Source organism: Anabaena sp. UHCC 0399, from assembly GCF_034931465.1.
Lineage (GTDB): Bacteria > Cyanobacteriota > Cyanobacteriia > Cyanobacteriales > Nostocaceae > Trichormus > Trichormus minutissimus.
In genome coordinates, this window is the sequence record NZ_JAYGGZ010000015.1 from 1 (window position 1) to 25,714 (window position 25,714).

The following is a 25,714-nucleotide window of genomic DNA, read 5'->3' on the forward strand; positions in this document are numbered from 1 at the left end:
ACCAACGCCATTGCGATCGCCAATCTCCCTTGATATTTCCAAAGACTGCTGAAAAAACTCAATTGCCCGTTGGTACTCTCCCAGGGAGTCGTAAGCATTGCCTAATGAAGTGAGAGAAGCTATATATTTCCTATTTTCTCTATCGCCAATTTCTTGCCATTTACTGACCAACTGCCCATATAATTCTACTTGGTCGATGTAATAACCCCGCAAGGTTAAAAATTCATTGCAAACCTCAATGCTATCAAAGGCAGAGTTATAATCTTGCAACTGATAACAGTGATGAAAGATTTCTAAGTATTCTTGAACATCATCTTTTGTTTGCCAAGGTGGTTGTTTAGCAATTGAACGATAATAATTAATGGCTCGTTGATGTGCTTCCGTCTGTTCGCCAGCTTTGTATCGCACATACTCTAAAACCACAGGCTGAAAACCAAATCGCCGTTTACCATTAAGCTTTTCTACCAACAAAGAACGCTTAACCAGATTCCGTAATTCTGTTTCAATCTCAAGTTCTGCATTTCCTGGCAACACTGCCACTGCTGCTGTACTATCAACCGCACCACGATAAACACTAATATTCAGCAATAAAGCCTTTTGTAACTCACTCAATCTTGCAAAACTGGCATCCAATACTAAAACCATCCCCACATTTTCCCGGCGATGGATACCTACCACTTGGGGATCTGTCAACAACTGCTGCAAATTCCCTAAGCCTAAATCTGCTAATCTGCCTAAATCCGGGTCTTGTGAATATTCTTCCTTTAATAAGTCTGCTACTAATCTCAACAATAGGGGATGCCCATCTACTAATTCCACAAACTCCCCTAAATTCCCTTTAATGCCCAATGCGGTTAACAGTGCCACCCCTTCATCTACTTGTAAACCCTTCAGGGGTAGCCATTGAAAACCTTTTAATTCTGGTCTTTCTCTCGTGGTGACTAGCACCTTACTATTACCGCCAGATTCCACCCATGTTTGGAAAAACTCACCGTAAAATAAACTTCCCCACTGTCGATCAGGTTGTAATAAACTTTCTAGGTTGTCAATAATCAGTAAAAATTGCCCAGAACGCAAACACTTAACTAACGCCTCTACTAACTGCGCTTCTTGTTCTGGTACGTAAAAGTCAAATTCTGTTAATACTTGTCTGGCTAAATCGCTAAAACTTGCACCATTACCGACATCAGCCCAAAACCGCTTGGGGAAACCCGCAATTTCATCATAAATCTTCGTTGCCAGCGTTGATTTACCTGTGCCACCGATGCCTTCTATACCAATTAAAAAGGTATTGTCATCACTTAACCATTGTTGTATTTGAGTGTATTCTGTTTTTCGTCCTTGCCAGTAAGCTAAACTTTTACCGGGATTCCCAGCTTTGAGAACCCCCGGCGATTCTTCTTTGGTACTGCTTTCTAGTTGAACAAGAAATTGAACTTGTTGAGCGTTCAGATGGAAATTTTCCGCATCAACACGACCAATTTGAGTTAACTTACTCTCATCTTGAGCAGTTCCCTCTAATTTAATGATTTCTTGGTGGTTAGGGTTTGGTTCTTCCGCCATAGTTAGTCAGCAGATAGACAAATTTTGCTGGATGTTGGTGTTCGGAACTCGGATGTTGGTGTTTGGAACTCGGATGTTGATGTTTGGAACTCGGATGTTGGTGTTTGGAACTCGGATGTTGGTGTTTGGAACTCGGATGTTGGTGTTTGGAACTTGGATGTTGGTGTTTAGAACTCGGATGTTGATGTTTAGAGCGAGAAATTTTTTGCTCAGAATGAGAATGTTTCTGTTCAAAATGAGAACGTTACGCCGTGTGTAACTTTTTTTTAAACCTAACCCCCAACCCCTTCCCTTGTAGGGAAGGGGAGCAAGAATCAAAACCTCTAACGCCACTTGCTACAAGTCGGGAAGTTAAAAGCTCACCTCATTAGCATCAATCTTCCCGACTTGCTTCACTGTACTTTGGTCGTAAGCATTCGCACTCATCTGAATATTGTCACCGGGGTTTTCAGTCGATGTTTGCAAAATTTTGGCTATCTCTTGTGCCAGTGCTGTCTCAGACTTTAAAATATCTTTTAATTGCGCCCGTAAAGCTGCTTGGTAATCTTCATCTCCTGGATTTTGCATTGCTGCTGCGGCTGCTTTTTTGGCTTCTTCCTTCGCCTCTACTTTGGGTAGTAACTTACCCCAAATAGCCTTGGCTTTATTCCAAACATCTTCACCGACTTTCTGAGATGCTCCTTCTGCAACTTTACCACCCATAGTCAGTAAAAATGGCAGACAGGGCGCAAGAAATTTAACGATTAAGGCGATATCCATTAATTTACGGGGTTAATTACGGTTATTTATACAAAGTTATGTTAGCGTATTCCTCATTTACGGCACAGCAGCCTCTGAATTTTGAGAATTATTGCCTATATTCATTGCATCACCCACGGCGTTAACATGGCTAAAGCCTGAGCATTTTATATTAATTATTGGCGATCGCTTCACTCTGACTGAACCAAAAATAGGAGCTGATTTATATCTGGTTCTATAAGTAACCTTTTTGTATAAAGCTAGACATATAATATGAGATATCTTACTCTTAAAAGATTAATTTTCTCTCCAGTCGCTGGCGGCTATTAATCAAAAATATTTACAAAAATGCGGTTGTATTAATGGATACTCAACTATTTGGTTTAGCTAATCACGATCAAGCGAATAACTCAGATGTTCTGCTAACAGATGCTATTATCCGTCAGCCTTTAGTTGTTACTCCCAATACGCCTGCCATTGAAGCATTGATATTAATGAATAACACCAGGACGAGCGGCTCACTATCCCATGATTTGGATCAGTCTTGGCTGAAGACAACAGCTAAAGCTACTTGTGTGTTAGTCATGCAAGACAAGCAACTTGTAGGTATCTGGACAGAACAAGATTTAGTCCGCTTGAGTGCTGAGGGGCTTAACATGGCTGAAAAGAGCATGGCTGAAGTCATGAGCCATCCTGTAATTACCTTACAAGAATCTGAGTTAAATAATTTTTCAGTCCCGCTACAACTATTTAGTCAGCATCGCCTGCGACATCTACCTGTAGTTGATCATTGTCACCAAGTAATTGGTTTACTTACCTACGAAACTCTATTAAATGGGCTGAGTAAATTACAACAATTACAAACCCAACAAAAGCAAGATTGTCAAGGGTGTATTGGGGTTCAGATGGAAGCATCAGAAAAAAAATATCGCTCGCTGGCAGAAAATATGCCTGATGGTATCTACCTTGTTAGCCCGGATAGAGAATTATTGTACTTAAATCCAGCGATCGCGCAAATTTTTGGCAGACCTTGTGCATATTTCTTCACTAACTATCCTGATAGCGTATTCAATTGTATTCATCCTGATGATCGAGAATTGTTCATTTCTGCGTTTTTTCCTGAGAGGGGGGAACAGAAAAATAACGAGATTAACTATCGAATTATCAAGCCGGATGGATCAATTCGCTACGTTTGCGATCGCGCTCATATTATTTATGATGCTGAGGGTAAGGTGGAAGCCTATCAGGGTATTGTCACAGATATTACCGCCGCTAAACAGGTAGAACAAGCTCTACGAGATAGTGAACACCGCTATGCAACATTGACCGCAAATGCCCCAGTGGGTATCTTTTGCACCGATTTACAAGGAAATTGCCAATATCTTAATCCTAAATGGGAAGAAATGGCCGGCTTGCCGATGGCAGAGGCACTAGGATTAAACTGGTCACAGGCCTTACATCCCGAAGATCGCGATCTTGTCGTCAGTCAGTGGTCTGATGCTGTCGCCAAGCAACTACCCTTCTTTACAGAACATCGTTTCCAAAATTCAAAGAATAAAGTTATTTGGGTGATGGCACAAGCAATTCCGGAAATCGATAGCACGGGAAATTGTACAGGCTATATAGGCACGGTTACAGATATTAGCGATGTCTACGACGAGCTTTGCTTACGCAAACGCATGGAAGGCCGGTTAGAAATGCAAAACCGGATTTTATCCCAGATTGCAAAAGGTGAACCCTTAGCAGATATCCTTCATGCTTTGATTACATCTCTGGAACAGCAATTGGATAGTGCATTATGTTGTATTCTGTCAGTCGATCAAGAAAATCGCATGCATCAGTGTGCATCAGTGAACCTACCAAAAGAATACTTCGTGAGTTGCGATGGCGTAATGATTGGCGAGGGAGTCGGCTCTTGTGGGACTGCGGCTTATCGCCAACAAGTGATAATTGTTTCAGACATCGCCAATGATCCCCTGTGGCAAGACTACAAGGATTTCACCCTGAATTTTGGATTGCGGGCTTGTTGGTCTGCTCCTATTATCGCTAGTGATGGCTGTATTCTGGGAACATTTGGCATATATTACCGTGAGGTAAAAACACCGCAAACCTATGAGTTGGAAACTCTCACCCTTGCCGCCTATTTGGCGGGAATTGCTATGGAACGTCAGCGTGCAGTGATAGCTCTGGAAAAAAGTGAGAGTTTTTTACGCGCCATTTACGAAGATGTTGAGCAAGCAATTTTTACGGTAGAGATTGATCCCCAAGGCGAATATTGTTATGGGGCTTGGAATCCTGTTGCCGAGCGTTTTTTTGGCATCAGTGGCATAGAAACACAAGGTAAAAACCCCAAAGAATTGTTTGGTGAATCTTTGGGGACATTACTCTGTCAACAATACGATGCTTGTTTCGAGTCAGGAAATATTGTTTCCTTTGAAGAGCATTTCACTAACTCGCATACAAATCGCAGTTATTGGTTATTGATAACCCTAAAGCCATTGCAGAACGAAACCGGACGCATCTATTGCCTCATCGGTACGGCGGCTGACATCACTGGACGCAAAGGTGCAGAAGAATCTTTAAAAACATTGGTTGAAGGTACGGCAGCAGTAACGGGGACAGAGTTTTTCTCGGCTTTAGCTCGTTATACAGCAAAAGCCCTGGATGTACCCTATGTATTAGTTACAGAACGTATTGGCAACTGCTTAAAAACCCTGGGATTCTTTGCAAATAATAAATTGCAATCCCAAATTACCTATAACATTGCTCAAACTCCTTGCGAAAAGGCATTGGTAGAAGGCATTTTTTACTGTGAATCGAAAGTTGCCCAGGAATTTCCAGCAGATGTGGATCTGACTATCATGGAAGCAGAATACTACTTAGGTGTGGCTCTGCGGGATAATAACGGTGTAGCTATAGGTAATCTTTGTGTTCTCGATACCCATCCTCTAGAAGAACCAGAACGCATGAAAGCCACTCTGCGGGTGTTTGCATCTCGTGCAAGTGCAGAACTAGAACGCAAGCGAGCCACAGAAGCCTTAGAACAACTCAACGAAGAACTAGAAGTAAACATCACACAACGAACGGCAGCATTGCAAGAAAGTGAAGCTCGATTTCGTGTCACCTTTGAGCAAGCAAATGTCGGTATATTTGAAGTTGATTTGCAGGGTAGATTCATGGGTATGAATCAAAAATTCGGCGATATTGTCGGTTATTCTGAGACAGAACTGTTGGGTAAGTCCTTTATGGAGATTACCTATCCAGAAGACATAACGGCTGATTGTCTTCAGATGGATTATCTCCTAGCTAGCGAACTTCAGACATTTGCAATGGAGAAACGTTATATCCATAAACAAGGAAGACTTGTTTGGGTATATCTCACTGTTGCCTTTGTGCGATCGCTCGCTGGTGAACCACAATATATGATTGGTGCAATTCAAGATATCAGCGATCGCAAACGCGCCGAGGAATTACTGCAAAAACAAGCACAGCGCGAAAAGCTACTGAGAAACATCACTCAACATATCCGTCAATCCCTTGATTTAAAGTCAATTCTCTCATCAGCCGTCAACGAAATTAGACAAACTTTTCAGGCGGATCGCGTCTTAATTTTTCACCTGATGAGCAACGGTATGGGAGTAGTGCTACAGCAATCCGTTGCGCCTGAGTACCCCATCATCGAAAGTATATTGTGGGAAAATGAATGTTTCCCGCCAGAATGTTATGAATTTTACCTCGCAGGTAATGTCCGCATCGTCACAGATACTCAAAATGACGATTGGGCAGACTTTCTGGCTAAATTCATGCAACAAACACAAGTAAAATCCCAGATTATCGCCCCTATTATTCAAAAAGTGGAAAATCAACCTGCTAGGGTATGGGGATTAATTAGCATTCATGCCTGCGCTACTCAGCGTCAATGGCAACCAGATGAAGCTAATCTACTCCAGCAAATTGCTAGCCAGTTATCCGTAGCTATTCAGCAAGCAGACCTCTATCAACAAGTGCAAACCGAACTAAGCGATCGCAAACGTGCAGAGGTAGCATTGTCTATGTTGAATGAGGAACTACTTTCTGTCAACACAGAACTATCCCGCGCTACTCGCCTCAAAGATGAATTTCTCGCCAGCATGAGTCATGAACTCCGCACACCCTTAAACGCCATTTTGGGAATGTCTGAAGGCTTGCTAGAAGGGGTATTTGGTCAAATTACAGAACGTCAGCAACACGCCTTGTCTACTATCGAACGTAGTGGGAAACACCTGCTAGAACTGATCAACGACATCCTGGATTTAGCCAAAATCGCCGCAGGTAAACTAGAACTGCAAATTGCTCCCATTACCATTTGTTATCTGTGTGAGTCTAGTTTAGCTTTTGTCAAGCAACTAGCTCATCAAAAACAAATTCAAATCAGACTGAATATTCAAAGCACTATTAAACGAATTACTGTTGATGAACGTCGAATGCGGCAAGTTTTAATTAACCTGCTCAATAATGCCGTGAAATTTACCCCAGAAGGGGGGGTGATTATCTTAGCAGTCAGAAGAGAAAGAATGGAAAACTATCCTACTCCAGGAAATACTCACAGTCCTCAATCACAATCCTTAGAGTGGGTGAGCTTTTCAGTAATTGATACAGGTATTGGTATTGCTCCAAAAGATATGGAAAAATTATTCCAATCCTTCGTACAGATCGATAGTCGCTTAAACCGACAGTATACTGGCAGTGGACTCGGACTAGCTTTGGTACGTCAAATTGCAGAGTTACACGGTGGACAGGTAACTGTCAGTAGTGAGGTAGGCAAAGGTAGTTGCTTTACCGTACGTTTACCTTACATAGACAAAAAATTAACGTTTCCTACACCTCCAGCAGATGTACAATTACCTTTAACAAGTTTATCAACTATTCCGTCACTAGTTTCAGAATCACCCTTAATTCTTTTAGCAGAAGATAATCAGGCCAATATTGAGACGATTTCTAGCTATCTTGAAAGTAGAGGGTATAGACTAATACTAGCAACCAATGGACAAACTGCCATTAATTTGGCCAAATCACAAAATCCTAGCTTGATTTTGATGGATATTCAAATGCCCCAAATCAACGGCTTAGAAGCTATCCGCTCCATTCGGGAAAATGAGGAATTAGCCAATGTTCCCATAATTGCATTAACAGCATTAGCCATGCCAGGCGATCGCGAAAAATGTCTCCAAGCCGGAGCAAATGATTATGTGAACAAGCCAGTCAAGCTGAGAGAGCTTACAAGTAGAATTCAAAACTTGTTAGAAAAGTAATATACATACTAAATGGACAATCAGCCTTTTATCCTAGTCGTTGATGATGAACCAGATAACTTTGATGTAATTGAAACCCTACTGTTTCGTGAGGGTTATGATCTAAACTACGCATCGAATGGTCACAGAGCAATAGCACGGCTAAAAACTATACAGCCCGATGTAATTTTATTAGATGTGATGATGCCTGATTTGGATGGGATTGAAGTATGCAAACGCATCAAAGCCAATTCTCAATGGCAGCATATTCCGATCATTATGGTTACAGCCTTGACGGCAAAAGAAGACTTAGTAAGATGTATGGCAGCAGGTGCGGATGACTTTATCAGTAAACCCGTGAATGGTTCGGAGTTACGTGCTAGGGTTAACTCGATGCTGCGGATTAAGCACCAGCATGACAAGTTGCAAACATTACTACAGCTCAGGGAAGACATGGTAAAGATGGTCTTGCATGATATGCGTAATCCCCTGACCTCTATTTTACTAGCCACCGAAATCTTACTGTTACCTGATTTTCCGATTCACAAGCAGCCAAACAAAATTAATCAGATTATTTCTTCTGTGCAACATCTGCAATCTTTGATTGATGACCTATTGCTGATGGCCAAGTTAGAATCTGGCAAAATGATGCTAAATTTTCTAGAAATAGACTTAAATCAACTATGTTTATCAGCATTAACTAATTTTGAAGCGATCGCAGATCAAAAAAATCTCCGAATCCTCAGTGAATTAACCCAATCTCATCTGATTGTCAATTTAGATGCTTTGATATTTCGTAGAGTTATAGATAACCTTTTATCCAATGCCATCAAGTTCTCACCAAAAAACAGTCAAGTGATCCTGCGAACTGATGATTTAGATAGAGGGGGCGTGATAGTTGAGATTGCTGATTCCGGTTCAGGAGTTACTGAAAATCTCAAACAGGTCATTTTTGAAAAATACGAAGTGGGAACACTAATGCCAGAAGTTACACAACTGGGTTTAGGATTAGCATTTTGTAAAATGGCAGTGGAAGCCCACGGTGGCAAAATCACCGTTAAAAATAACCAACCCAAGGGGGCAGTATTTACAGTCTTTCTGCCAAAAGTATGAGAACTGGGGACTGGGGACAAATATTAACTAATCACTCATGACTAATCACCCTTTCCCCGATTAATCCAAATCCCTCTGAGTCCAGCCGCTTTTGATCCTTGATAGTCCTCTACAATACTGTCACCAATATGCCATGCTGACCTAGGGGAACAATCATGCTTTTCTAAAGCAGCCGCAAAAATTTTGGGGTTGGGTTTGGCTGCACCTACTTGAGTCGAAATGGTCACAGACTTGAAAAAATGACTCAATTCTAAAGCTTGCAAGACTGAGTAAATCCGGGAATCGAAGTTAGACAACACACCTAATTCAATCCCTAAATGTTTCCAGTTGCTCAGAGATTGCAAAACATCAGGATAAATAAACCACGGTTCGGCAGTACCAAAGTGAATGTAAAGTTCTCCAAAAAAGTTAGAGAAGTCAGCAAATTGATTGATGATACCTGCACTTTCAAAAGTGTTTAAAGCAATAGTTCGCCACCACTCAAATTCTCGTTGGGGAATATCTTCTAATTCAGCATCAGGAAATATTGGTGGTGGTGCAGCTTTAAAGCTGTCCTTAAATGCTTGATCTAAAATCTCTGTGGAAGCTTCCACACCAAACTCTAGGGCTAACTGACTATAAACTTTACCGACGCTGCCTTTGACACCAAAGAGTGTACCCACTGCATCTAAAAAAATAACTTTGGGTCTTTCCATTAAACTTGCTGACAATGATGAATTTTAATTTGGCTAGTGGAAATTATAGTGGTTAAGATTTATCATCTGCCACTGAAGAAAGTGTTTCTATAATAGGACGGACTAACCAATTAAAACCAACTTTTAATTGATGATCAAAAGTTGGCATTCTATACAAGTAAGCTAGACGACGGGCAATATAGGCTAAAGAACCGTCTAACTTAATTCCTAATCCTGTTAAAGTGGCGTTATCTTTACCTAGTGCCATCATTTCCCCTAACTGTTGATAGCAAAAAGGTAGCAAGGGGCGATTTGTTAAAGAAGCCCAGATGTTCCAGGCTGTATAATCGGCTTGTTGAAAAGCGGCTTGGGCTGTAGCGGGAATTTGTTGACCATTCACATCAAGACAGTCGGCTAAGTCTCCCAAAGCAAAAATTTCTGGATGGTCAAGGACTTGTAATGTGGTGTTAGTCGTGATTTGACCGCGCTGGTTTTGTTTTAAAGGCAGGGCTTTGACTACAGGTGCAACCCGTGTCCCCACAGTCCAAATGACCACATCTACAGGGATTGTATCTACTTGACTTTTATACTCTAGGGAGATGGTATCTTGGGTAATTGATTCAATTTTGGTTTCTAAATCGAGAAATACACCCCGCGCCTCTAAAGCTTTTTTAGCGGCTTCGCGGTTAAATTCTGGGGAAGTCCTTAAAATTTTGTCGCTAATTTCAATTAAGCGAAAACGTCCTCTGTCGCCTAGCCTATCTGCCAATTTACAAGCTAATTCCACCCCACTGTAGCCACCGCCAACAATAGCTACTCTAATTTTCTCTGCATTGGATTCTTCCAAAATTCGCAGCCGTTCTTCGAGGCGATAAGCATCATTGATGGTGCGGAAAGGGTAAGCATAGGATGTCGCACCAGGGACTAAATCTAGGGGGGTTTCTCCACCTAGGGCTAATACTAAGCGGTCGTAGGGAATAGCTGGGCCATCTTGTAAGTTGACCTGTTGCTGGTCAAGATCAATTCCAGAGGCGACTGCTTGATAAAAACGTACACCTGTGCCTTGTAAAAGTTCTGCAAAAGGAGGAGCAATTTCCCAAGTTTGCAGTTCCCCGGTGAGTAATTCGTACAATAAAGGGGAAAATAGGAAGCGATCGCTTTGATCAACTAGGACAATTTCGGGTTTTTGCTCAGATTCCCAAGGTAATTGACTTAAACGCAAAGCTGTGTAGAGACCACCAAAGCCTCCCCCAAGGATCACAATTCTCATAGTCTGTTCAGTCATGGTTTCTACGGGATATCTATCCCAGCAAGGCAACTAACTCTCAGTGTAATGATTTATCGCAGTCTGTGACCATCAAGCAGAAATCTCTAAATTGAATGGTAGCGATCGCCTAATTTTCTGTAAAAATAAAAGACGCTACCTAACGCCAACGCTATTCTTGAATTATCTCCTCAACCTTAAAAGTTTTTCCGGCTACTGTTACTTGGTCTGCTGATACTAATTTCCGACCTCGCCGGGTTTCAATCATGCCATTGACTTTGACATCACCATCATTGATCATGAGTTTGGCTTGACCTCCTGTTGAGGCTATACCCACAAATTTAAGAAACTGGTCGAGTTTAATCATGTTGAAAGTTAAAAAATAGTAACTCACTATAAATTTTACCGAAGCGATCGCGACTAAACCAAGCATCCCAGCCATGAGGTATGCTGAAATTTGCGATCGCACTCCTAAATAATGCACCCAGAACACCACTAAATACAGCAATCAATCCAGTTAAACTCACAATTCTAAGCAAAACCATGATTTGAATTTCACTTCATTTCCTCTGCTCAATCATGGTAAGCCAAAGAATTTAGTAATCAAAGGCAACAATTTACCGCAGGCTTCAACTAACTTCTCGGTTGTAGGTAAGTCAGCAATTGTACCTTTCAAGAATTTAAGAGCCGTTTTTGCTATTTTCTGCATTGCTCCATCTTCCGGTTTTTGACCTGCTTCTGCAATTACTTTTAACTGTTCTAAAGCTTCTTCTTTGTCTTCATCACCTAGGTTTTTATCAGCTTCAATAGCAATTTGTAATTCAGTTAGGAGTTCCTTTATCCCTGGTTTATCTGGTTCAGAAGATGCAGGTAACTGATTAATAGTATTTGTAACACTGCCACTAATTACGCCAATAGCAACACCTGTCATTGCAGAATTTTCACCCACGGCAGAAATTCCACTGATGTTCCCTTGAGAGCCACTGATATTGATATTTCCTTTACTTTGTGACATAAAAAATTCTCCTTGATTTTGATATGTTTCTACATAAAACTTAGGCTGATGTATGGCATTTTCTAGAAGTCTTTCTAAGCTTTGAATCCGTTCTTCTTTTTCCTTAATTCCTAAAAGTAGGGTTTGTAGATCACTATAAGGTAAAGACTGAATTTCAGCATATTTTTGAAAATATTCTTGATAAAGTTCTGAGCGATTCGCATCATTATTTACTATAGCTTGCAGGCGAATTTTGTCTTTTCCTCTACCTTCTAAAGCAACAATTTCTAATTCAGCTTCTGGGTGATTCTCTGCTAGTTGTGTAACAGCGATCACCGCAGCAGTTGGATCAATTCCTTCATAATGAAATAAATCAAGAGTTTTGAACTTGTTAGCTACTTGACGCGGATCAATATTTTGAGTCTGGTAGAGATCAAGAGTTTTGATAATCGGGGCAATAAATTCTGCAAAGTCTCCTGCTTGAAAAGTTTCCCGCCGATTATCTGGTTTGCGATAAGGATCGGGATCATCCTTGGTTGGTAGCTGCATATATATGTAATCACATTTGATATCTTCAAGTTTAGTATCAGTGGAAATTCCCCAGTTTTGAATATAAGCTCCTGTTAAACAAGCTTGATTTAAAATAGTTTGATATAGCTGTGCTTGGGCAAGTTTTGCCCCTGCTAAATTAGCATTTTGTAAATTGGCTTCACTCAAATCTGTACCAATAAAACTAGCATCTTGTAAATTAGCATTTTCCAGATTTAATTCTCGGAGATTTAAACGATCAAAGTTTTGTTCTTTACCTTCTTTGGTAATGACTAACTGCTGTAATTGGGAATTTTCTAAGTATGTACCTTCTAAACGAGCTTGAGCTAAATTTTGTGTTTGAAACCAGCAGGTGCGGGTAAGTATAGCTTGGCGCAAGTCTACACTTTTGAGGTTAGATCGGGTAAAATTAGCATCTGTTAAATTAGCACCGCGAAAGCTAGTTCCACCTTGGGAAACAATACTAATTGCCAAGGAGCGAATCAGTAAGTATTTTGGATTTCCAGCTATAGCTTGTTTTCCTACATAAAACCCAAAGGCGATCGCTACTAAACCAACTATGCCAGCCATGATGTATGCTGAAACTTGCGATCGCACTCCCAATAACGCACCAACAACAGCACCAATTACAGCGATTAATCCTGTCAAGCTCACGATTCCCGGTAAAACCATAGCTCTGGCGACAGCTACAGCCAAAGCCATATTCATCACACCAACAATTGAGCCAGCTATAGCCAGTATCACTATTAGTACCATCACTTCCTGTTTCCAGTCTTTCACCGCAGAGCGGATGATAGCTCCATAAACGGAATGTACGTTGATACGACTATTGTGTAGCCATCTGCTAAACCGTCTTTGGCGACTCTGGGCAAACAATGCTCGACTTTGCACATAAATCCCCCCGCAAGGTTAAATTTATACACTCAGCGCAAATTAATGCAATCACCATCCAAACTAGTGTCTTTAAGTGTCTTATGTCTGCCCATGTTTTCGATGGACTCAGTAGTTTGAACAAGTCATCATATAAACGCTCGGTCGCTTCCATCTGTTTCTCTATCTGTGTTTTGTCACCAGCTAGAGTACGGCGAAATTACTCGTTATGGAAGTCTGCGCCTCCTTTTTTCTCTGCTTCAATTTCTTGTACTCAGACTTTTGTCAGTCAACCAGCCGTAGCACCAGCGACGAGGGGAGTGACTCACTAGACTAGGAAACGCTCTTATTACGAATCACAAACTAGAAACATCATCCATTAAGCTACTTTCGAGTTGTTTTTTCGCTGCTTTTAACTGTTTCCAAAGAGTTTTAATTTCATGGTAAGCCTCTTGGGGAGACAGCTTCCCATTAGTTTGCAAATTACTGATATAACTCACGCGTTGGGCAAATTCTTGGAGATTGGCGTTAAATACTAAATACTCTGGCTTGAATTGACCATAATAACAACTACGCGGATATAGAAAGTCAGAGAGGTTAGAGAGAAAATCTGATTGTTCTGACATTTTTACTCATACCTTTTATTAGTTTCAAGCCAGACTCAAGAATTACCAACTGTGTTGGCGATAATTTTATATCAAATTAATAAAAAAAAAATGTATTTTGGGTGACGTTTTTTTGAAATATATAGCACTCCTATTTGATTTGTCAGAATTTTTAGCCTTCAAAATCTCGCACCATATTATGGTTGCTATTTAAATTTCAACTAGAAGTTAATTGTTCTGCAACCTGACCAATAATTTCCTCTAACGTGCGGAGTAATTCTTGCTCGTTGTAAGGTTTAGAAAAATAAGCTCGCGCCCCCAATTGCATAGCTAATTGTCGGTGCTTATCACTACTACGAGATGTCAACATCATTACGGGGATATGTTTAGTTGTAGTGCTAGAGTTAATCTTATCTAAGAAGCCATAACCATCAAGGCGTGGCATTTCAATATCACAAATCACACCTTGGACTTGTAAACCATCGGTTAACTTTTCCCAAGCATCTTGACCGTCTTTGGCTTGCTCTACTTGATACCCTCCTTTTTCTAGGGTGAGTGCTAAGAAACGGCGGACATTAATTGAGTCATCAATAATTAAAATTGTACCTTTAGACTCAATAGTTGGTGCTGGTGTTTTACCACTGTTAAAAAATAGAAATGGTGTTTTTAACCTAGCTGATGGTAATTGATGGCTTCTGGGAGTACGCTGATGATTGGCAATCCAATACAGCAACTCATTGGTATTAACTAAGGACACTACCCGCCCATCACCCAAAATTGTGCAGTTACTAAAACCTGTGGGTAAGGGTATATTGCCCTCAACTTGGCGAATAGCAACTTCTTGCTCACCCCAACATCTATCTACTTGGATGGCGACGGGTTGATTTCCTGGGATGATTAACACACTAGTGGCATTAATGGCGGGGGGTGTTTCTAGTTCTGGGCTATCGTAGCGTGGGCAGTTAAACTCTAGATAGTTACTCAAGTGAATCAATGGCAGTGTAGACCCTTGCCAGTTGATTAATTCACTACCGGAAGTAGAGATAACTTGCTCGGTTTGCAGTAAAAAGAGTTCCGCTACGACATCGGTAGGAAATGCCAGCAGCATTTTATTACTTTCTACTAACAGGACTCGCGCCATAGATAGGGTAAATGGCACGGATAAGGTAAAAGTTGTGCCAACGCCTGCTTCCGTATCAACTTTGATATCGCCACGTACTAATTTGAGGTTGTTACGAACTACGTCCATCCCCACACCGCGACCAGATAAGGCTGTCACTTGGTCGGAGGTGCTGAACCCTGGTTCAAAGATGAGTGATAACAGTTCTTCGTCGGTAGCGTGAACAAGTAAAGCTTCATCTATACCCATTCCCATAGCGCGGGTGCGAATTTTCTCTACAGGAATACCTCGACCATCATCACGCATGGTAATGATGGTGCGATTACTTTGGTGAGTGGCGGTAATTTCAATTAATCCTTGTTCTGGTTTACCAACAGTCCGGCGGGTGGTTGGTTCTTCGATACCATGATCGAAGGCGTTTCTCAAAAGGTGCATTAAAGGCTCATTTAATGCTTCCAAAATGCTGCGTTCAATTAAAGTATCGCCGCCTCTCACTTGTAGCTGGACATTTTTGCCGTATTCCACATTTAAGTCACGGATAGCTCTGGGGAATCGCTCGACTAAATCCGAAATGGGACGCATTCGGATATGGTTGAGTTTGGTTTGTAATTGTTTTGATGTTTTATTGAGTTTGCGGGTAATTTGGTCTGTGTCGTCAACGCTGAGTTGAATATCTGTGGCAACTTCTTGCACTTGAACAATGGTTTCCATGACGACTTGCGATCGCAAGTTTAATTCAGCATGGGGATTTTCTTCATTCTGGGCTAAGGACTGACTTACAGAGATAAAATTCCTGGCGGATGTTTGATTATATGCTGTCCGCAACTCCTGATTTTCTCGCTCTAGAGTCCGCACGCGCTGATTTAAATTACGCACTAGTTTACGTAGTTTTTCTAGTTGGGAATTTAATCCATTACGCTGGACAATTAATTCCCCAAATAAATCATTGATTTTTTCTAATTGTTTGCTAGGAACTCGTACTGAGTTTTCTTGTTGATGTTCCCGCTCTTTGTCGCTTGGCGGCTGGGGACTGGGGACTGGGAACTGGGAAGGAGTTTCTGGAAAAATTTGGTCGGATTTTACATCTCCAGTTTCTGCTTTTTCCGCAAATATTGTGTTTATTCCTGCAAAATCAACTGCTGCTAGTTCATGATTAATATTTTCATTGTTGTAGGCTAACCCAGCATTAATAAATTCTGCGGCTGGGGTGTCATATTCTGGAACTTCATCAATATTTGTAGAAATCAAGGGAGTAATTTCGGCTGGCTGAGATACAGATGCTAAGTCATCTAAATCTAGGGTTGTAGGTAAATTCTCCCGTTGATGAGTTAACACCAAAGCTTGCGATCGCCGCCAAGATTTTAAGGCTAGTTGGGCAATTGACCAGATGCGATCGCCTCCCGTCGGGTATAGCCCATCGCCTGATGCGTTTTCTATATGATATTTAATAGATTCACAAAGCTGGGTAAAGGCTGTGAGTTGCAACATTTCCCCCAAGCCGCCTAATTCCGCCGCCATCGTTGCCACTTCTGCCTGTAAGCCTGGCTGGGATGGATCGGCTAACACTGATTCTAGACGCTGCAAATATTCATCTACTTCCGTGCCGAACAGCAGGGGAATAATATCTTGCCCCTCATCTGTAGATAAGATGGTAGCGGCATCTTCTGGAGTAGGATCACCCAGGCGATCGTGTAATTCATCAAAAACAGGATAACAAAAAGTTTTTAACCACTGTTCTTCTATGGTATTTCCTTCTGCTAGTAATGCCACAATTTGCCGCAACCAATCTACAGCAGTAAGTAGGGAACTTTGTAATTGGGTGTCAATTGCTAAGGAATTTTTACTAGTTTTTAAAACTTTAAAAGAATCTTCTAACCGATGGGATAAATCACTCAAAGCCCGAAAACCCATCATGGCTGCGCCCCCTTTTATCGAGTGAGCAGCCCTTAAAGCACCATTGATTTTATCTAAATCAATCCTGTGATAAATATCAATTTCTAATAACACCACTTCGAGGGTATTAATGTAATCTGTTGCTTCTTCCAGAAATTGCATCTGGATTTCTAATTCTTTATCTTTTGACATAATTATATTAATTTGTAATTCGTAATTAAGATGGGCATTGGATTTTTTGCCCCCTGCCCCCTGCCCTCTAACTCACTTTAAAAGTCCCAACGGTTTCCTGTAACTGGTGGGAAATTTCTACGGTTTGTTGCAGAGATTGGGCAACTAAATGAGAAGAATCGCTGGTGCGTTGTGACACAGCCGCAACATCTTGCATTAGTTGGCTGACTCTTTGTGATGTTTGTACTTGGGATGCTGTGGCTGTAGAAATTGACTTAATTAAAAAGTCAATTTGCTGCGATACATCTAAAATTTGGCTGAGGCTTTGCTTGGCTTCTTCAACAATTTGCGTACCTTCTACTACTTGGGTAGTGCCAATTTCCATTACTTTGACTACTTCGCTGGTTTCCTGTTGGATGTTCTCTACAATATATTCAATTTCTTGGGTGGCTGAGGCACTTCTGGCGGCTAATTCGCCGATTTCTTCAGCGACGACGGCAAAACCTTGGCCTTCTTCCCCAGCACGGGCGGCTTCAATACCAGCATTAATTGCTAGTAAGTTGGTTTGGGTGGCAATTTGGTTAATGATGGAGACGACACGAGAAATTTGTTGCGAAGATTCTCCTAAGCGTCTAACTTTCCGGGATGTTTCACCGACTGTTTCCCGCAAAGATAGAATGTTCTGTACTGTTAAATCCATTGCTTGTCCGCTTTTGGTGGCGGTTTGGGCTGCGTGGTTAGCGACAGTTGCGGCTTGTTCTGCGCTGGCGGCTACAGCCTGCATGGAATAAGTCATGTTGTCAACAGCATCAAGAGTACGGTTGATTTCTACAGATTGAGTGAGGGCGGCTTCTGCTAGCTGGCGAATTGCGCCTTCATTAGAACCAATGGCTGTATTCAATTGATTCGCGGCTTGTTTAACTTGGGTGACGATATCCCGGAGATTTTCGATAATGGAGTTAAAAAAGTCGGCAACAGTGCCTATTTCACCAGCTGTCACGTCGGCGCGGACTGTTAAGTCACCTCTAGCTGCATCTTCTACATTACTCAGCAGTTCTAAAAGTTGCATTTGTAGTGCTTCTTGCCCTTCGCTACTAAAGTTGTGGGCTATAACTGCCTTTTGTTTGGCTAAAATTTGCAAATGTTCTCCTACTTGGTTAACATTGGCAGCCAAAACTCCTAATTCATCGGCGGTGGTAACTTCTACGCGGGTGTTAAATTCCCCTTGACTCAGCTTGGTTAAGGCAGTATTGGCTTTGGATAGCTGCTGTATGGTACGGTTGGCTAACCAAGCTGCGATCGCACCTACAAGACTAGCTGTCATAACTGTGCCAATGGCTATTGTCCACAATAATTGTCTTTGGGGCTGCCACAAAATTTCTGCATCTGTGGTTAATAAAACTTGCCAGTTGAGATTAGGTAAACCTTCTAGACGTTGTGATGGTACGTAACTATAAAGTTTCCCATCTGTGATTAAACTATCGGTTTTTTGATGCGCTAGAAGTGCCGATAAATAGGGATAAGCTGTTTTTACTTGTTTACCTAATAATTCTTTGTCTGGACTGAAAAATACTTTGCCTGATGGGTCAAGTAAACTATATGTACGTCCATTAGCGACGTAATTTTTCATCGCTGCTGCTAGTGATTTGATCGGCATCCGCACGCGAACTACAGCAATAGTTTCATCTGTAACTGTATCTTTAACTGGTGCAGCTATGTAAATACTTGTTGCTTCTGGTTGACTAATAACCGGAGTATTTCTTTGTAGAGTTGTTTGAAAATAATTTTGATATCTTTCTGTCTCTAAGGCTTCACCTGTAGACTGGAGAATTACCTTACCTTCAATATCAAATACAGCTATGCTGTCATAATTTTGGTTAATCTGGAGAATTTGATTAAGCAGTGCTTGCTTTTCTGCATCAGTGGTGATGTTCCTCACCCTAGAATTAGTTAAAAATGGTAAATTGGCGAGAGTTTGAATATCTTGATAACGTTCTAAAATATATCGGTTAACTGTATTGGCTAAATCAGTTGCTTGGGTTTGTTGCGCGTCGGTGACTTGCTGCGTAATGGATTTACTGAGCAAATTATAGGCGATCGCGCCGATAGTGAATACAGGTAGTGTACCAAGTGCGATCGCTAAAATTACCGTTTTTGTTCTCAAACTCAATCGCTGTACATAATTAACTAAATTATCTAAAGTATTCCGACTAGTTTGAAGTTGAATAGCACTTGAAAGTTTGACTATACTATTTGTATTTTTTTGATTGACAATAAATGGTTGATTATTTTGAGAGTCGCCACTCTTCGCCATATCAGTTTTATGAAACATCACTTAATTTTTCCTAACTATTTAAAGAGAACACAAACCAATTTTTGATTTATAGCAACTAACCGCTACTTATACAAAACTGCCGAATTAACAATCGCCTGGGCATCTAATACCAAAAAAACTTCTTCTTGTTGTGCCACACAACCCTGCAAATAAGGCACTAAACTAGATGCCACCTGTCCTATAGGAGAATGAATTTCATCTGGCATAAATTTAGTTATGCCTTTAATTTCTTGCACCACCAATCCTAAAATTAGTGATTCCACCTTAATCACAACAACGTTATACTGACGCAGCCGATGATCTAAGGATTCTAAATTGAGCATTCTTGGTAAATCAACCGTCCAAATAATGCGGCTACGCCAATTCATTAAGCCTAAAATACAGGCAGGCATAGTTGGCATTGGTGTTATAGTATCAACAGGTAAAATCACGGCTTCTTGTGTATAAGTCATTGCTAAAATAGCAGATGTCTGTTGATTTAGTTGAAACTTAAGATAAGCATCTCCTAATTTATTTTGATGATGATTTGTTGCCAAGATAGCTTTAGAATTATTTTTCATCGATTTAAATCACCACTGATTTAATAGCACGCAACAAAAGTTCACGGGTGTATGGCTTAGTTATATACTCACTAGCACCTTGTTTCATTGCCCACAAACGATCAATTGCTTGATTTTTAGAACTGCAAATAACTATCGGTACTTTTGCCGTAATGGGGTTTCTCTTTAGAGAACGACACAATTCAAAGCCACTCATACCCGGCATAACTACATCAGTCACAATCACATCTGGCTTTTGTACTAAAGCTTTTTCTATTGCTTCTTTTGCCCCAGAAGCTTTAATCACGTTGTAACCACTCTCTTGAAGATAGTGGCTCATTAATTCTAATTCGCTGGGCGAATCTTCTACAATTAAAATTGTTCCGACTAAAGTCAAACTCACTTTTAAATCTCCTTAAATAATTACCTATCACCTGTCACCTGTCACCTATCACCTTCCTCCTCTATCCAAGATGTTTAAACACAATTTTCAACAATTCTGATTGGTTAAACGGCTTTGTTAAATAACCAGAAGACCTGACCATTTTGGCTTTTGCTCTGTCAATAAAGCCTGTTCTTCCAGTCACCATAATAATTGGGGTATTTTTAAAAGCGGAATGTCTACGTAACAAAGAACATAGCTCATAACCATCTAAATTTGGCATTTCTACATCTAATAAAATTAAGTCTGGTTTACTGCGGAGAATTTGCATCAAAGCCTTTACTGGATCATTTATAGTCACCACGGCAAATACATTTTCATCTAAAAAGCTTTTTATAGAATTTAATACTGTTTGACTATCATCTATACAGGCAATAGTATATAAAGTTCTTCTCACTAAGCGAGGGCTATCAACTGGGGCTAAATTATTTGGTTGAGGTATTATTTGCCTATTTTGTTGTTGTGGCTGAGGTTGTGGTGTTTTATTTGTAGGTAAAACCGGGGAACTCCCACCACTATTAGATGAAGATGGAATACGTTGTCGATTTCTTAACTGTCTTTGGCAAGATTCAACTAATAAACGTAAGTCTAAATAACAAAACTTTGGTAGTTCTTCCCACGTAGTTTCAGGATAAAACTCATAGCTTCCTTCTTTTAAAACTAGAAATGATTCCAGCACTTCTTTAGCTAATTCTTCTATGAGAATGGCTGCTTGTCTAACAGTAATATGGCCTTGATTAACTAACCAGCAAATAGCTTGATAATCAGCGTAGGTTAAAGATTGACTTTCATCTTGGGGTTCAAACATCAAGCGCATTTGCACACGAGTTCCACTGTTGAGAGTAGGAATTTTCTGACTCAAGTGCCGCAGGTGAATATCAAGACGATCAAATAGCTTATCTGAATATGAGGCATAAGTAAGTTTACCTTGCTCTAAATTAATTGTCCAAAAAGCTATCTCTGTAAATATACGTAAACATCCCGTAGCATGGCGACTAGTTAGCTGTGCTAATAAAGATATGGGATGTAGTTTCTGGATTAACCTGTAGCTACTTATAGGAGTTGTGTTCATTTTTTCTTTACTTCAGCTAAATTTGTTTAGCAGTTTTACCACAATTCCTATCAAGGATCAGTTAATAGTTTTTTGTAATCTTACATACAAATTTTTGAACCCAAGACTTGTGGTTAAACCCCATGAAAATCATGCGTAAGCTATTGTTGCTGTAGTTACTTGTACTTAAATTAATAGGCACTGAGTAGGATTAAGTCAACAAAAGGCAAAAACTCTAACGAATCACATACCTTATGAGTAACTTTTAATTGATAAACACTGAAATAATAATGCAAAATTAACAGAATTTAACTTAGCGTTGGTCAGTATTTACACTTAAAAATTTTCTAATTAACTTAATTTGGGCTGATTTTTTAAAATACTTCCGTAAAATTACGGCATTTTTCTAAAAAATCCCAGGAATTTACCTCAACATCGGCTGCTGCAATTGTGCATATAGTTCCCTATTTGGAAGCGGATATTATTGAATTATTAAAATTCAACGGGCTATTTGCTGTATTGAGGTTGGAATCACAATGGTCGAAGGTCATTGCTCAGCTAGCTGGATTGTCTAGATATCTCTCTCCAAGACCTCCAAGAATGCCTACTCTTGTTCGTGGTTTGAGGCAACTTGAATCCATCTTTTCAGACTGGAAACTCGCTCAGGGTCAACTTGTGTATACACGGCAGGTATCATTACTGTTGAAGTTGTCCATCCATTACGACAATCTCTACACATTCTAAATTAGGTGGTAAATATGAGATACCGTGTAAAGCCATTGCTCTACCAGTAATAAACATAACTTTATCTGAGTTATGGCGTTTCCTAAGCAACTGAGGTAGACCAAAATATTGTTTACCAAGGTTAGTAGTTTTAAAAACTTACCTCACCAGGTCAGGAAACGTTATAAATTTCGTTAACTTTCATAACTTCACCGTAAATTTACAGTAAGCTAGATTGTTTTAGCTATAAGTATACAGCATAATGCTAACATTATAAGTAATTTTGTCAGTCAAGTAGGATTTAGCAAGATGAAAGCTGTCGGTATTTACACCCTTGCCAATGATGCTGTATTTGACCAATTAGTTGCCTTGCTAAATAGCATTGAGGTCAATGTTAGTCCAGATATTCCTATATGTGTCATTCCTTATAATGACAAAATAGATAAGGTGAAGCGGGAAATTCAATCTAGAAAAAATGTCACCCTATTTGAAAATAGGGAATCAATTCAACGGTGGGATAATTTTGCTGATGAAGTTTGGGCTGTACATCCAGAAGCAAAACAAGGGAATTTATCTCGCAATGGTTGGTATCTCAGCCCCTTATTAAGAAAGCTGTGTGCTTTTGATGGTGAGTTTGAAAAATTTGTGTTTTATGATGCTGATAGTTTAGCCATGAAACCACTAGATAATTTATTAGATAAACTAAATAATTACGATTTTATATTTGATGATTGGGAGCATAAAAAATCTAGACAAAATGCAGCGTTAAATATCACAGTCATAGAAAATAGTGGCTTATATAAAGAGGAAGATATCCGCCCTAAGTTACATTGTTCTAGCTTTTTTAGCTCTAAAAAAGGAATTTTTGCTTCGTCAGAACTTGCGGCTTTCAAGAAATTGTTAATTGAGGAGAACGAAATAGAATGGGTACGCAAGTGGTGGGATGATGCCTTTTTGTTCAACTACATGACATTACGGTGCGATCGCCCCTTCTTTAACTACACACTTAGCCCCAACGGTCAAGATAGAACAGGTAATTGTGCTAATGCTGATCCTTTGGTGAATATTAATAATGTTCTTTATAACCAAGAGGGACTAAAACCTATTTATCGTCTTCACTACATGAACTATTCCTCTAAGGATTTTGCGCGATTATGCCAAGGAGAAGATGTTAATATCCGTTATAAAAATGAGTTTCTGCACTATCGCTTTCTCAAAGAACCAGAAAAAATGCCAAAACGTTTAAAATCCCCTGGCATTTTCACAAAAAGCAATCGGGTTTTACAGAAAGTAGCCAATAAAATCCAAGCCAGTATTTCTTAGATCGGACTAAATGTAGATGCAACTGCTGCCATTTTATGGCAGCTTTATTGGTATTTACTTAATAGGTATTTTCGTAAGGATAAACCTTAAGATGCTAGTTTTTGTAATCCCACTCAAAAGTCAATATATTTCGCAATCTTGGGCAAGGGTATGTAAATTATTTGAAAGAACTATCAAATCAACTTGTAATCAGACAACAGATGAATTTAGAGTAATTGTTGTTTGTAATGAAAAACCCAATATTGAATTTACGCATAAAAATATCATATATATTGAGCGTGATTTTGTATTACCCAGCTTAGATTGGCAGGGCAAAAATATAGATAGAACACGCAAATTAATCACTGGGTTAACTTATGCTAGGGATCTCAAGGCATCACATATTATGTGTGTTGATGCTGATGACTGCATTAGTAAGCATCTAGCCGAATTTGTAAATAGTTATCCTGAAGCAAATGGATGGGTGATTCAGAAAGGCTATTCCTATACAGAAGGGAATAAAATTATCCGTTTTATGAGGAAAGGCTTCGATCAATACTGTGGGACAAGTAATATAGTTAGATATGATTTGTATGATGTACCCGAAATTTTAGATGAAATCACTGAAGCTAAATATGTAGAATCTATATTTAACTGTTATAGGCATCGTGAAATAACTAAGACTCTAGCAAAAAAAGGAACACCACTAGAGCCTTTACCTTTTGCAGGTGCTATATATACCAAAAATGGGCAAAATAATTACTTGCAAGTTGAAGATAGAAATAAAAAAATAAATATAAAATCAAGACTTATGAGAATAAAAGCCCTATTGGACTATAGATGGATCACAAAATCGATTCGTGGTGAGTTCAAATTGTACGATATTTTTAATGAGTAAATTTGTAATCTTTAAAATTTGAGATTAAGTCCTGTGGTTAAAATTACTGTCTGCATTCCCACTTACAACCGAGCAAATTTACTTCCTTACGCAGTTAATAGCGTACTAGCTCAAACTTATACAGATTTTGAGCTAATTATCTGTGATGATGGTTCTACTGATAACACGCCTCAAATAGTCAGCCAGTGGAATGATTCACGAATTCGCTACATTAGACAGCCTGTAAATGGTGGGCGTAGTCGCAATATGCGCTCTGGTTTTGAAGCTGCTTGTGGAGATTATTTTATAAAATTCGATGATGATGATGCTTTGACTCCCGAATTTTTAGCAAAAACGGTGGTAGTCTTAGAAGCAGAAGAAAATGTAGATTTTGTTTGTACAAATCACTGGATTATTAATCAAAATAGCGAAAAAATTGAATCGGCAACAATTGAAAACTCTACTAAATGGGGAAAGGATAAACTCAAACAGGGAGTGATTCCTGACTTGATAGAGCAAACCTTTTTACATCAAAGCTTGCAAGTAGGTTCAACACTATTTCGTCGAGAGTGTTTGACAGAAGTTGATTATATGCGTCCACAAGCTGACGGATGTGAGGATTTTGATTTATTAGTACGTTTAGCGATCGCTGGTAAGCAAGGGTATTTTCTGCCAGAATTTCTGATGGAATATCGTTTTCATGGCGGACAAACAAGTTTGAAACAAAATCTGCACTTTCTTTCTGCCAAAGTTTTCTGTATTAGTAGTTATAAATTCCCTGATGAGGAATTAGAAAAACTACGATTGCAAAAACTAGCAGCTACCCAGCGTGCTTTGGGTTTAAGATTGATTGAAAAGGGCGATTCTGTGGAGGGACGCAGACTTTTGCAGCAATCAACTCAGTTATTGGGTAGCGATCGCACAATCATGCTTGGTTTGATATTATCTTACTTACCAATCAGTTTACGCAAATTAGTTTTACAGGTTTTTCGCCAAGTTCGTCCTAAAGATTACACTGAGCAAGTGAGAGAAGCATCTGTGTAATAAATGTTGTCAGAATTACAGATATTTGTGGAATCTAAAATTGTTCCAGATTTACTTTATTTTATAGCAAGCAAACTAGAACCATCTATCAATATATATGACTCGTATTTGATTTTGAAATACACGTAGGGCGTGTTAGTGAAGCGTAAACCCGCATTTCTCAGAAACAGTAGGGGCGGGTTCACAGATATGCTCGAATCATTCATGAATATTTCGCTCAAAGAGCCTCTACGGACTCTGGACTGAGGTTGCAATAATTGATGAGAAATCCGGTTTAAGGTGCTGGAGAAAATCAGTTATACAAACCTAAAATTTTTTGCAAGTTTTTGATTAAACCTATCTACTTTGTGGAAGAATTGGAGTAGGTTGGTAAATGGAGTTTGAGCGCAGTTGAGCAATAACAAAGATTGTACCAATAGCTAGAGCAATAGATACAACTGCGATCGCTAAGAGGATGTTTGAAAAGTTGCAAGGGGTATAAAAATAAAAATGTCATTCTGACTAGAGCAGAGCGTAAGGTTCGCGAAGCGTTCCGTAGGAAAGAATCTAGACTTTGTGGCATATACCGAGATGTTTC

The 25,714-nt window shown here is 39.8% G+C and carries 19 protein-coding genes; 6 read left to right on the forward strand and 13 right to left on the reverse strand.

Annotated elements, in window-relative coordinates; all coding sequences use genetic code 11:
• The coding region (locus VB693_RS10465) for an NB-ARC domain-containing protein (protein ID WP_323266210.1) at positions 1-1,563 on the reverse strand (1,563 nt) is incomplete at its 3' end.
• On the opposite strand from VB693_RS10465, the gene VB693_RS10470 reads away from it, so the two are divergent.
• The gene (locus tag VB693_RS10470) at positions 1,526-1,822 is read left to right on the forward strand and encodes a hypothetical protein (protein WP_323266211.1); all 297 of its coding nucleotides are present in this window, start codon (positions 1,526-1,528) and stop codon (positions 1,820-1,822) included. The genes VB693_RS10465 and VB693_RS10470 overlap by 38 nt on opposite strands.
• A 92-nt stretch (positions 1,823-1,914) precedes the next feature.
• Here VB693_RS10470 and VB693_RS10475 read toward each other — a convergent pair whose 3' ends face one another.
• Positions 1,915-2,322: a hypothetical protein gene (locus tag VB693_RS10475; RefSeq protein WP_323266212.1), complete on the reverse strand. Its 408-nt coding sequence runs from the start codon at positions 2,320-2,322 to the stop codon at positions 1,915-1,917.
• A 341-nt stretch (positions 2,323-2,663) separates the two neighbouring features.
• Here VB693_RS10475 and VB693_RS10480 point away from each other — a divergent pair, with 341 nt between their 5' ends.
• Both VB693_RS10480 and VB693_RS10485 read left to right on the forward strand, forming a co-directional pair.
• A complete protein-coding gene (locus VB693_RS10480) occupies positions 2,664-7,592 on the forward strand; it encodes a PAS domain S-box protein (protein WP_323266213.1) in 4,929 nt (1,642 codons plus the stop codon).
• Between the two features lie 12 nt (positions 7,593-7,604).
• The gene (locus tag VB693_RS10485; protein WP_323266214.1) at positions 7,605-8,684 is read left to right on the forward strand and encodes a hybrid sensor histidine kinase/response regulator; all 1,080 of its coding nucleotides are present in this window, start codon (positions 7,605-7,607) and stop codon (positions 8,682-8,684) included.
• Between the two features lie 41 nt (positions 8,685-8,725).
• Here the strand turns inward: VB693_RS10485 and VB693_RS10490 are convergent, their stop codons facing one another.
• The 11 genes from VB693_RS10490 to VB693_RS10540 form a co-directional block, all read right to left on the reverse strand.
• Positions 8,726-9,379 (reverse strand): HAD family hydrolase, encoded by a 654-nt coding sequence (locus VB693_RS10490; RefSeq protein WP_323266215.1) that lies wholly within the window; start codon positions 9,377-9,379, stop codon positions 8,726-8,728.
• A gap of 52 nt (positions 9,380-9,431) precedes the next feature.
• Complete coding sequence (locus VB693_RS10495) at positions 9,432-10,643, reverse strand: NAD(P)/FAD-dependent oxidoreductase (protein WP_323266216.1); 1,212 nt, start codon at positions 10,641-10,643, stop codon at positions 9,432-9,434.
• Between the two features lie 151 nt (positions 10,644-10,794).
• The gene (locus VB693_RS10500; protein ID WP_190696588.1) at positions 10,795-10,989 is read right to left on the reverse strand and encodes an RNA-binding S4 domain-containing protein; all 195 of its coding nucleotides are present in this window, start codon (positions 10,987-10,989) and stop codon (positions 10,795-10,797) included.
• The gene (locus VB693_RS10505; RefSeq protein ID WP_323266217.1) at positions 10,982-11,167 is read right to left on the reverse strand and encodes a hypothetical protein; all 186 of its coding nucleotides are present in this window, start codon (positions 11,165-11,167) and stop codon (positions 10,982-10,984) included. Before VB693_RS10505 ends, VB693_RS10500 begins: the two co-directional genes overlap by 8 nt.
• A 32-nt stretch (positions 11,168-11,199) precedes the next feature.
• Positions 11,200-13,056, reverse strand: coding sequence for a pentapeptide repeat-containing protein (locus tag VB693_RS10510; protein ID WP_323266218.1), 1,857 nt, complete (start codon positions 13,054-13,056; stop codon positions 11,200-11,202).
• A 335-nt stretch (positions 13,057-13,391) separates the two neighbouring features.
• Positions 13,392-13,661, reverse strand: coding sequence for a hypothetical protein (locus VB693_RS10515; RefSeq protein ID WP_190695914.1), 270 nt, complete (start codon positions 13,659-13,661; stop codon positions 13,392-13,394).
• Between the two features lie 196 nt (positions 13,662-13,857).
• Positions 13,858-16,845, reverse strand: coding sequence for a hybrid sensor histidine kinase/response regulator (locus tag VB693_RS10520; RefSeq protein WP_323266219.1), 2,988 nt, complete (start codon positions 16,843-16,845; stop codon positions 13,858-13,860).
• A 67-nt stretch (positions 16,846-16,912) separates the two neighbouring features.
• A complete protein-coding gene (locus VB693_RS10525) occupies positions 16,913-19,156 on the reverse strand; it encodes a methyl-accepting chemotaxis protein (RefSeq protein ID WP_323266220.1) in 2,244 nt (747 codons plus the stop codon).
• Positions 19,157-19,221: 65 nt separating this feature from the next.
• The gene (locus VB693_RS10530; protein ID WP_323266221.1) at positions 19,222-19,719 is read right to left on the reverse strand and encodes a chemotaxis protein CheW; all 498 of its coding nucleotides are present in this window, start codon (positions 19,717-19,719) and stop codon (positions 19,222-19,224) included.
• 4 nt (positions 19,720-19,723) lie between these two features.
• Positions 19,724-20,101, reverse strand: coding sequence for a response regulator (locus VB693_RS10535; RefSeq protein WP_190695924.1), 378 nt, complete (start codon positions 20,099-20,101; stop codon positions 19,724-19,726).
• Between the two features lie 61 nt (positions 20,102-20,162).
• Positions 20,163-21,212, reverse strand: coding sequence for a response regulator (locus tag VB693_RS10540; RefSeq protein ID WP_323266222.1), 1,050 nt, complete (start codon positions 21,210-21,212; stop codon positions 20,163-20,165).
• A gap of 1,011 nt (positions 21,213-22,223) precedes the next feature.
• Here VB693_RS10540 and VB693_RS10545 point away from each other — a divergent pair.
• From VB693_RS10545 to VB693_RS10555, 3 genes are read left to right on the forward strand one after another with little or no spacing between them, the layout of a single operon-like run.
• Complete coding sequence (locus VB693_RS10545; RefSeq protein WP_323266223.1) at positions 22,224-23,237, forward strand: Npun_R2821/Npun_R2822 family protein; 1,014 nt, start codon at positions 22,224-22,226, stop codon at positions 23,235-23,237.
• Between the two features lie 16 nt (positions 23,238-23,253).
• Entirely contained in the window at positions 23,254-24,114 is an 861-nt protein-coding gene (locus tag VB693_RS10550; RefSeq protein ID WP_323266224.1) for a glycosyltransferase family 2 protein, read from the forward strand.
• A 33-nt stretch (positions 24,115-24,147) separates the two neighbouring features.
• The gene (locus VB693_RS10555) at positions 24,148-25,137 is read left to right on the forward strand and encodes a glycosyltransferase family 2 protein (RefSeq protein ID WP_323266225.1); all 990 of its coding nucleotides are present in this window, start codon (positions 24,148-24,150) and stop codon (positions 25,135-25,137) included.
• Positions 25,138-25,714 lie beyond the last annotated feature (577 nt).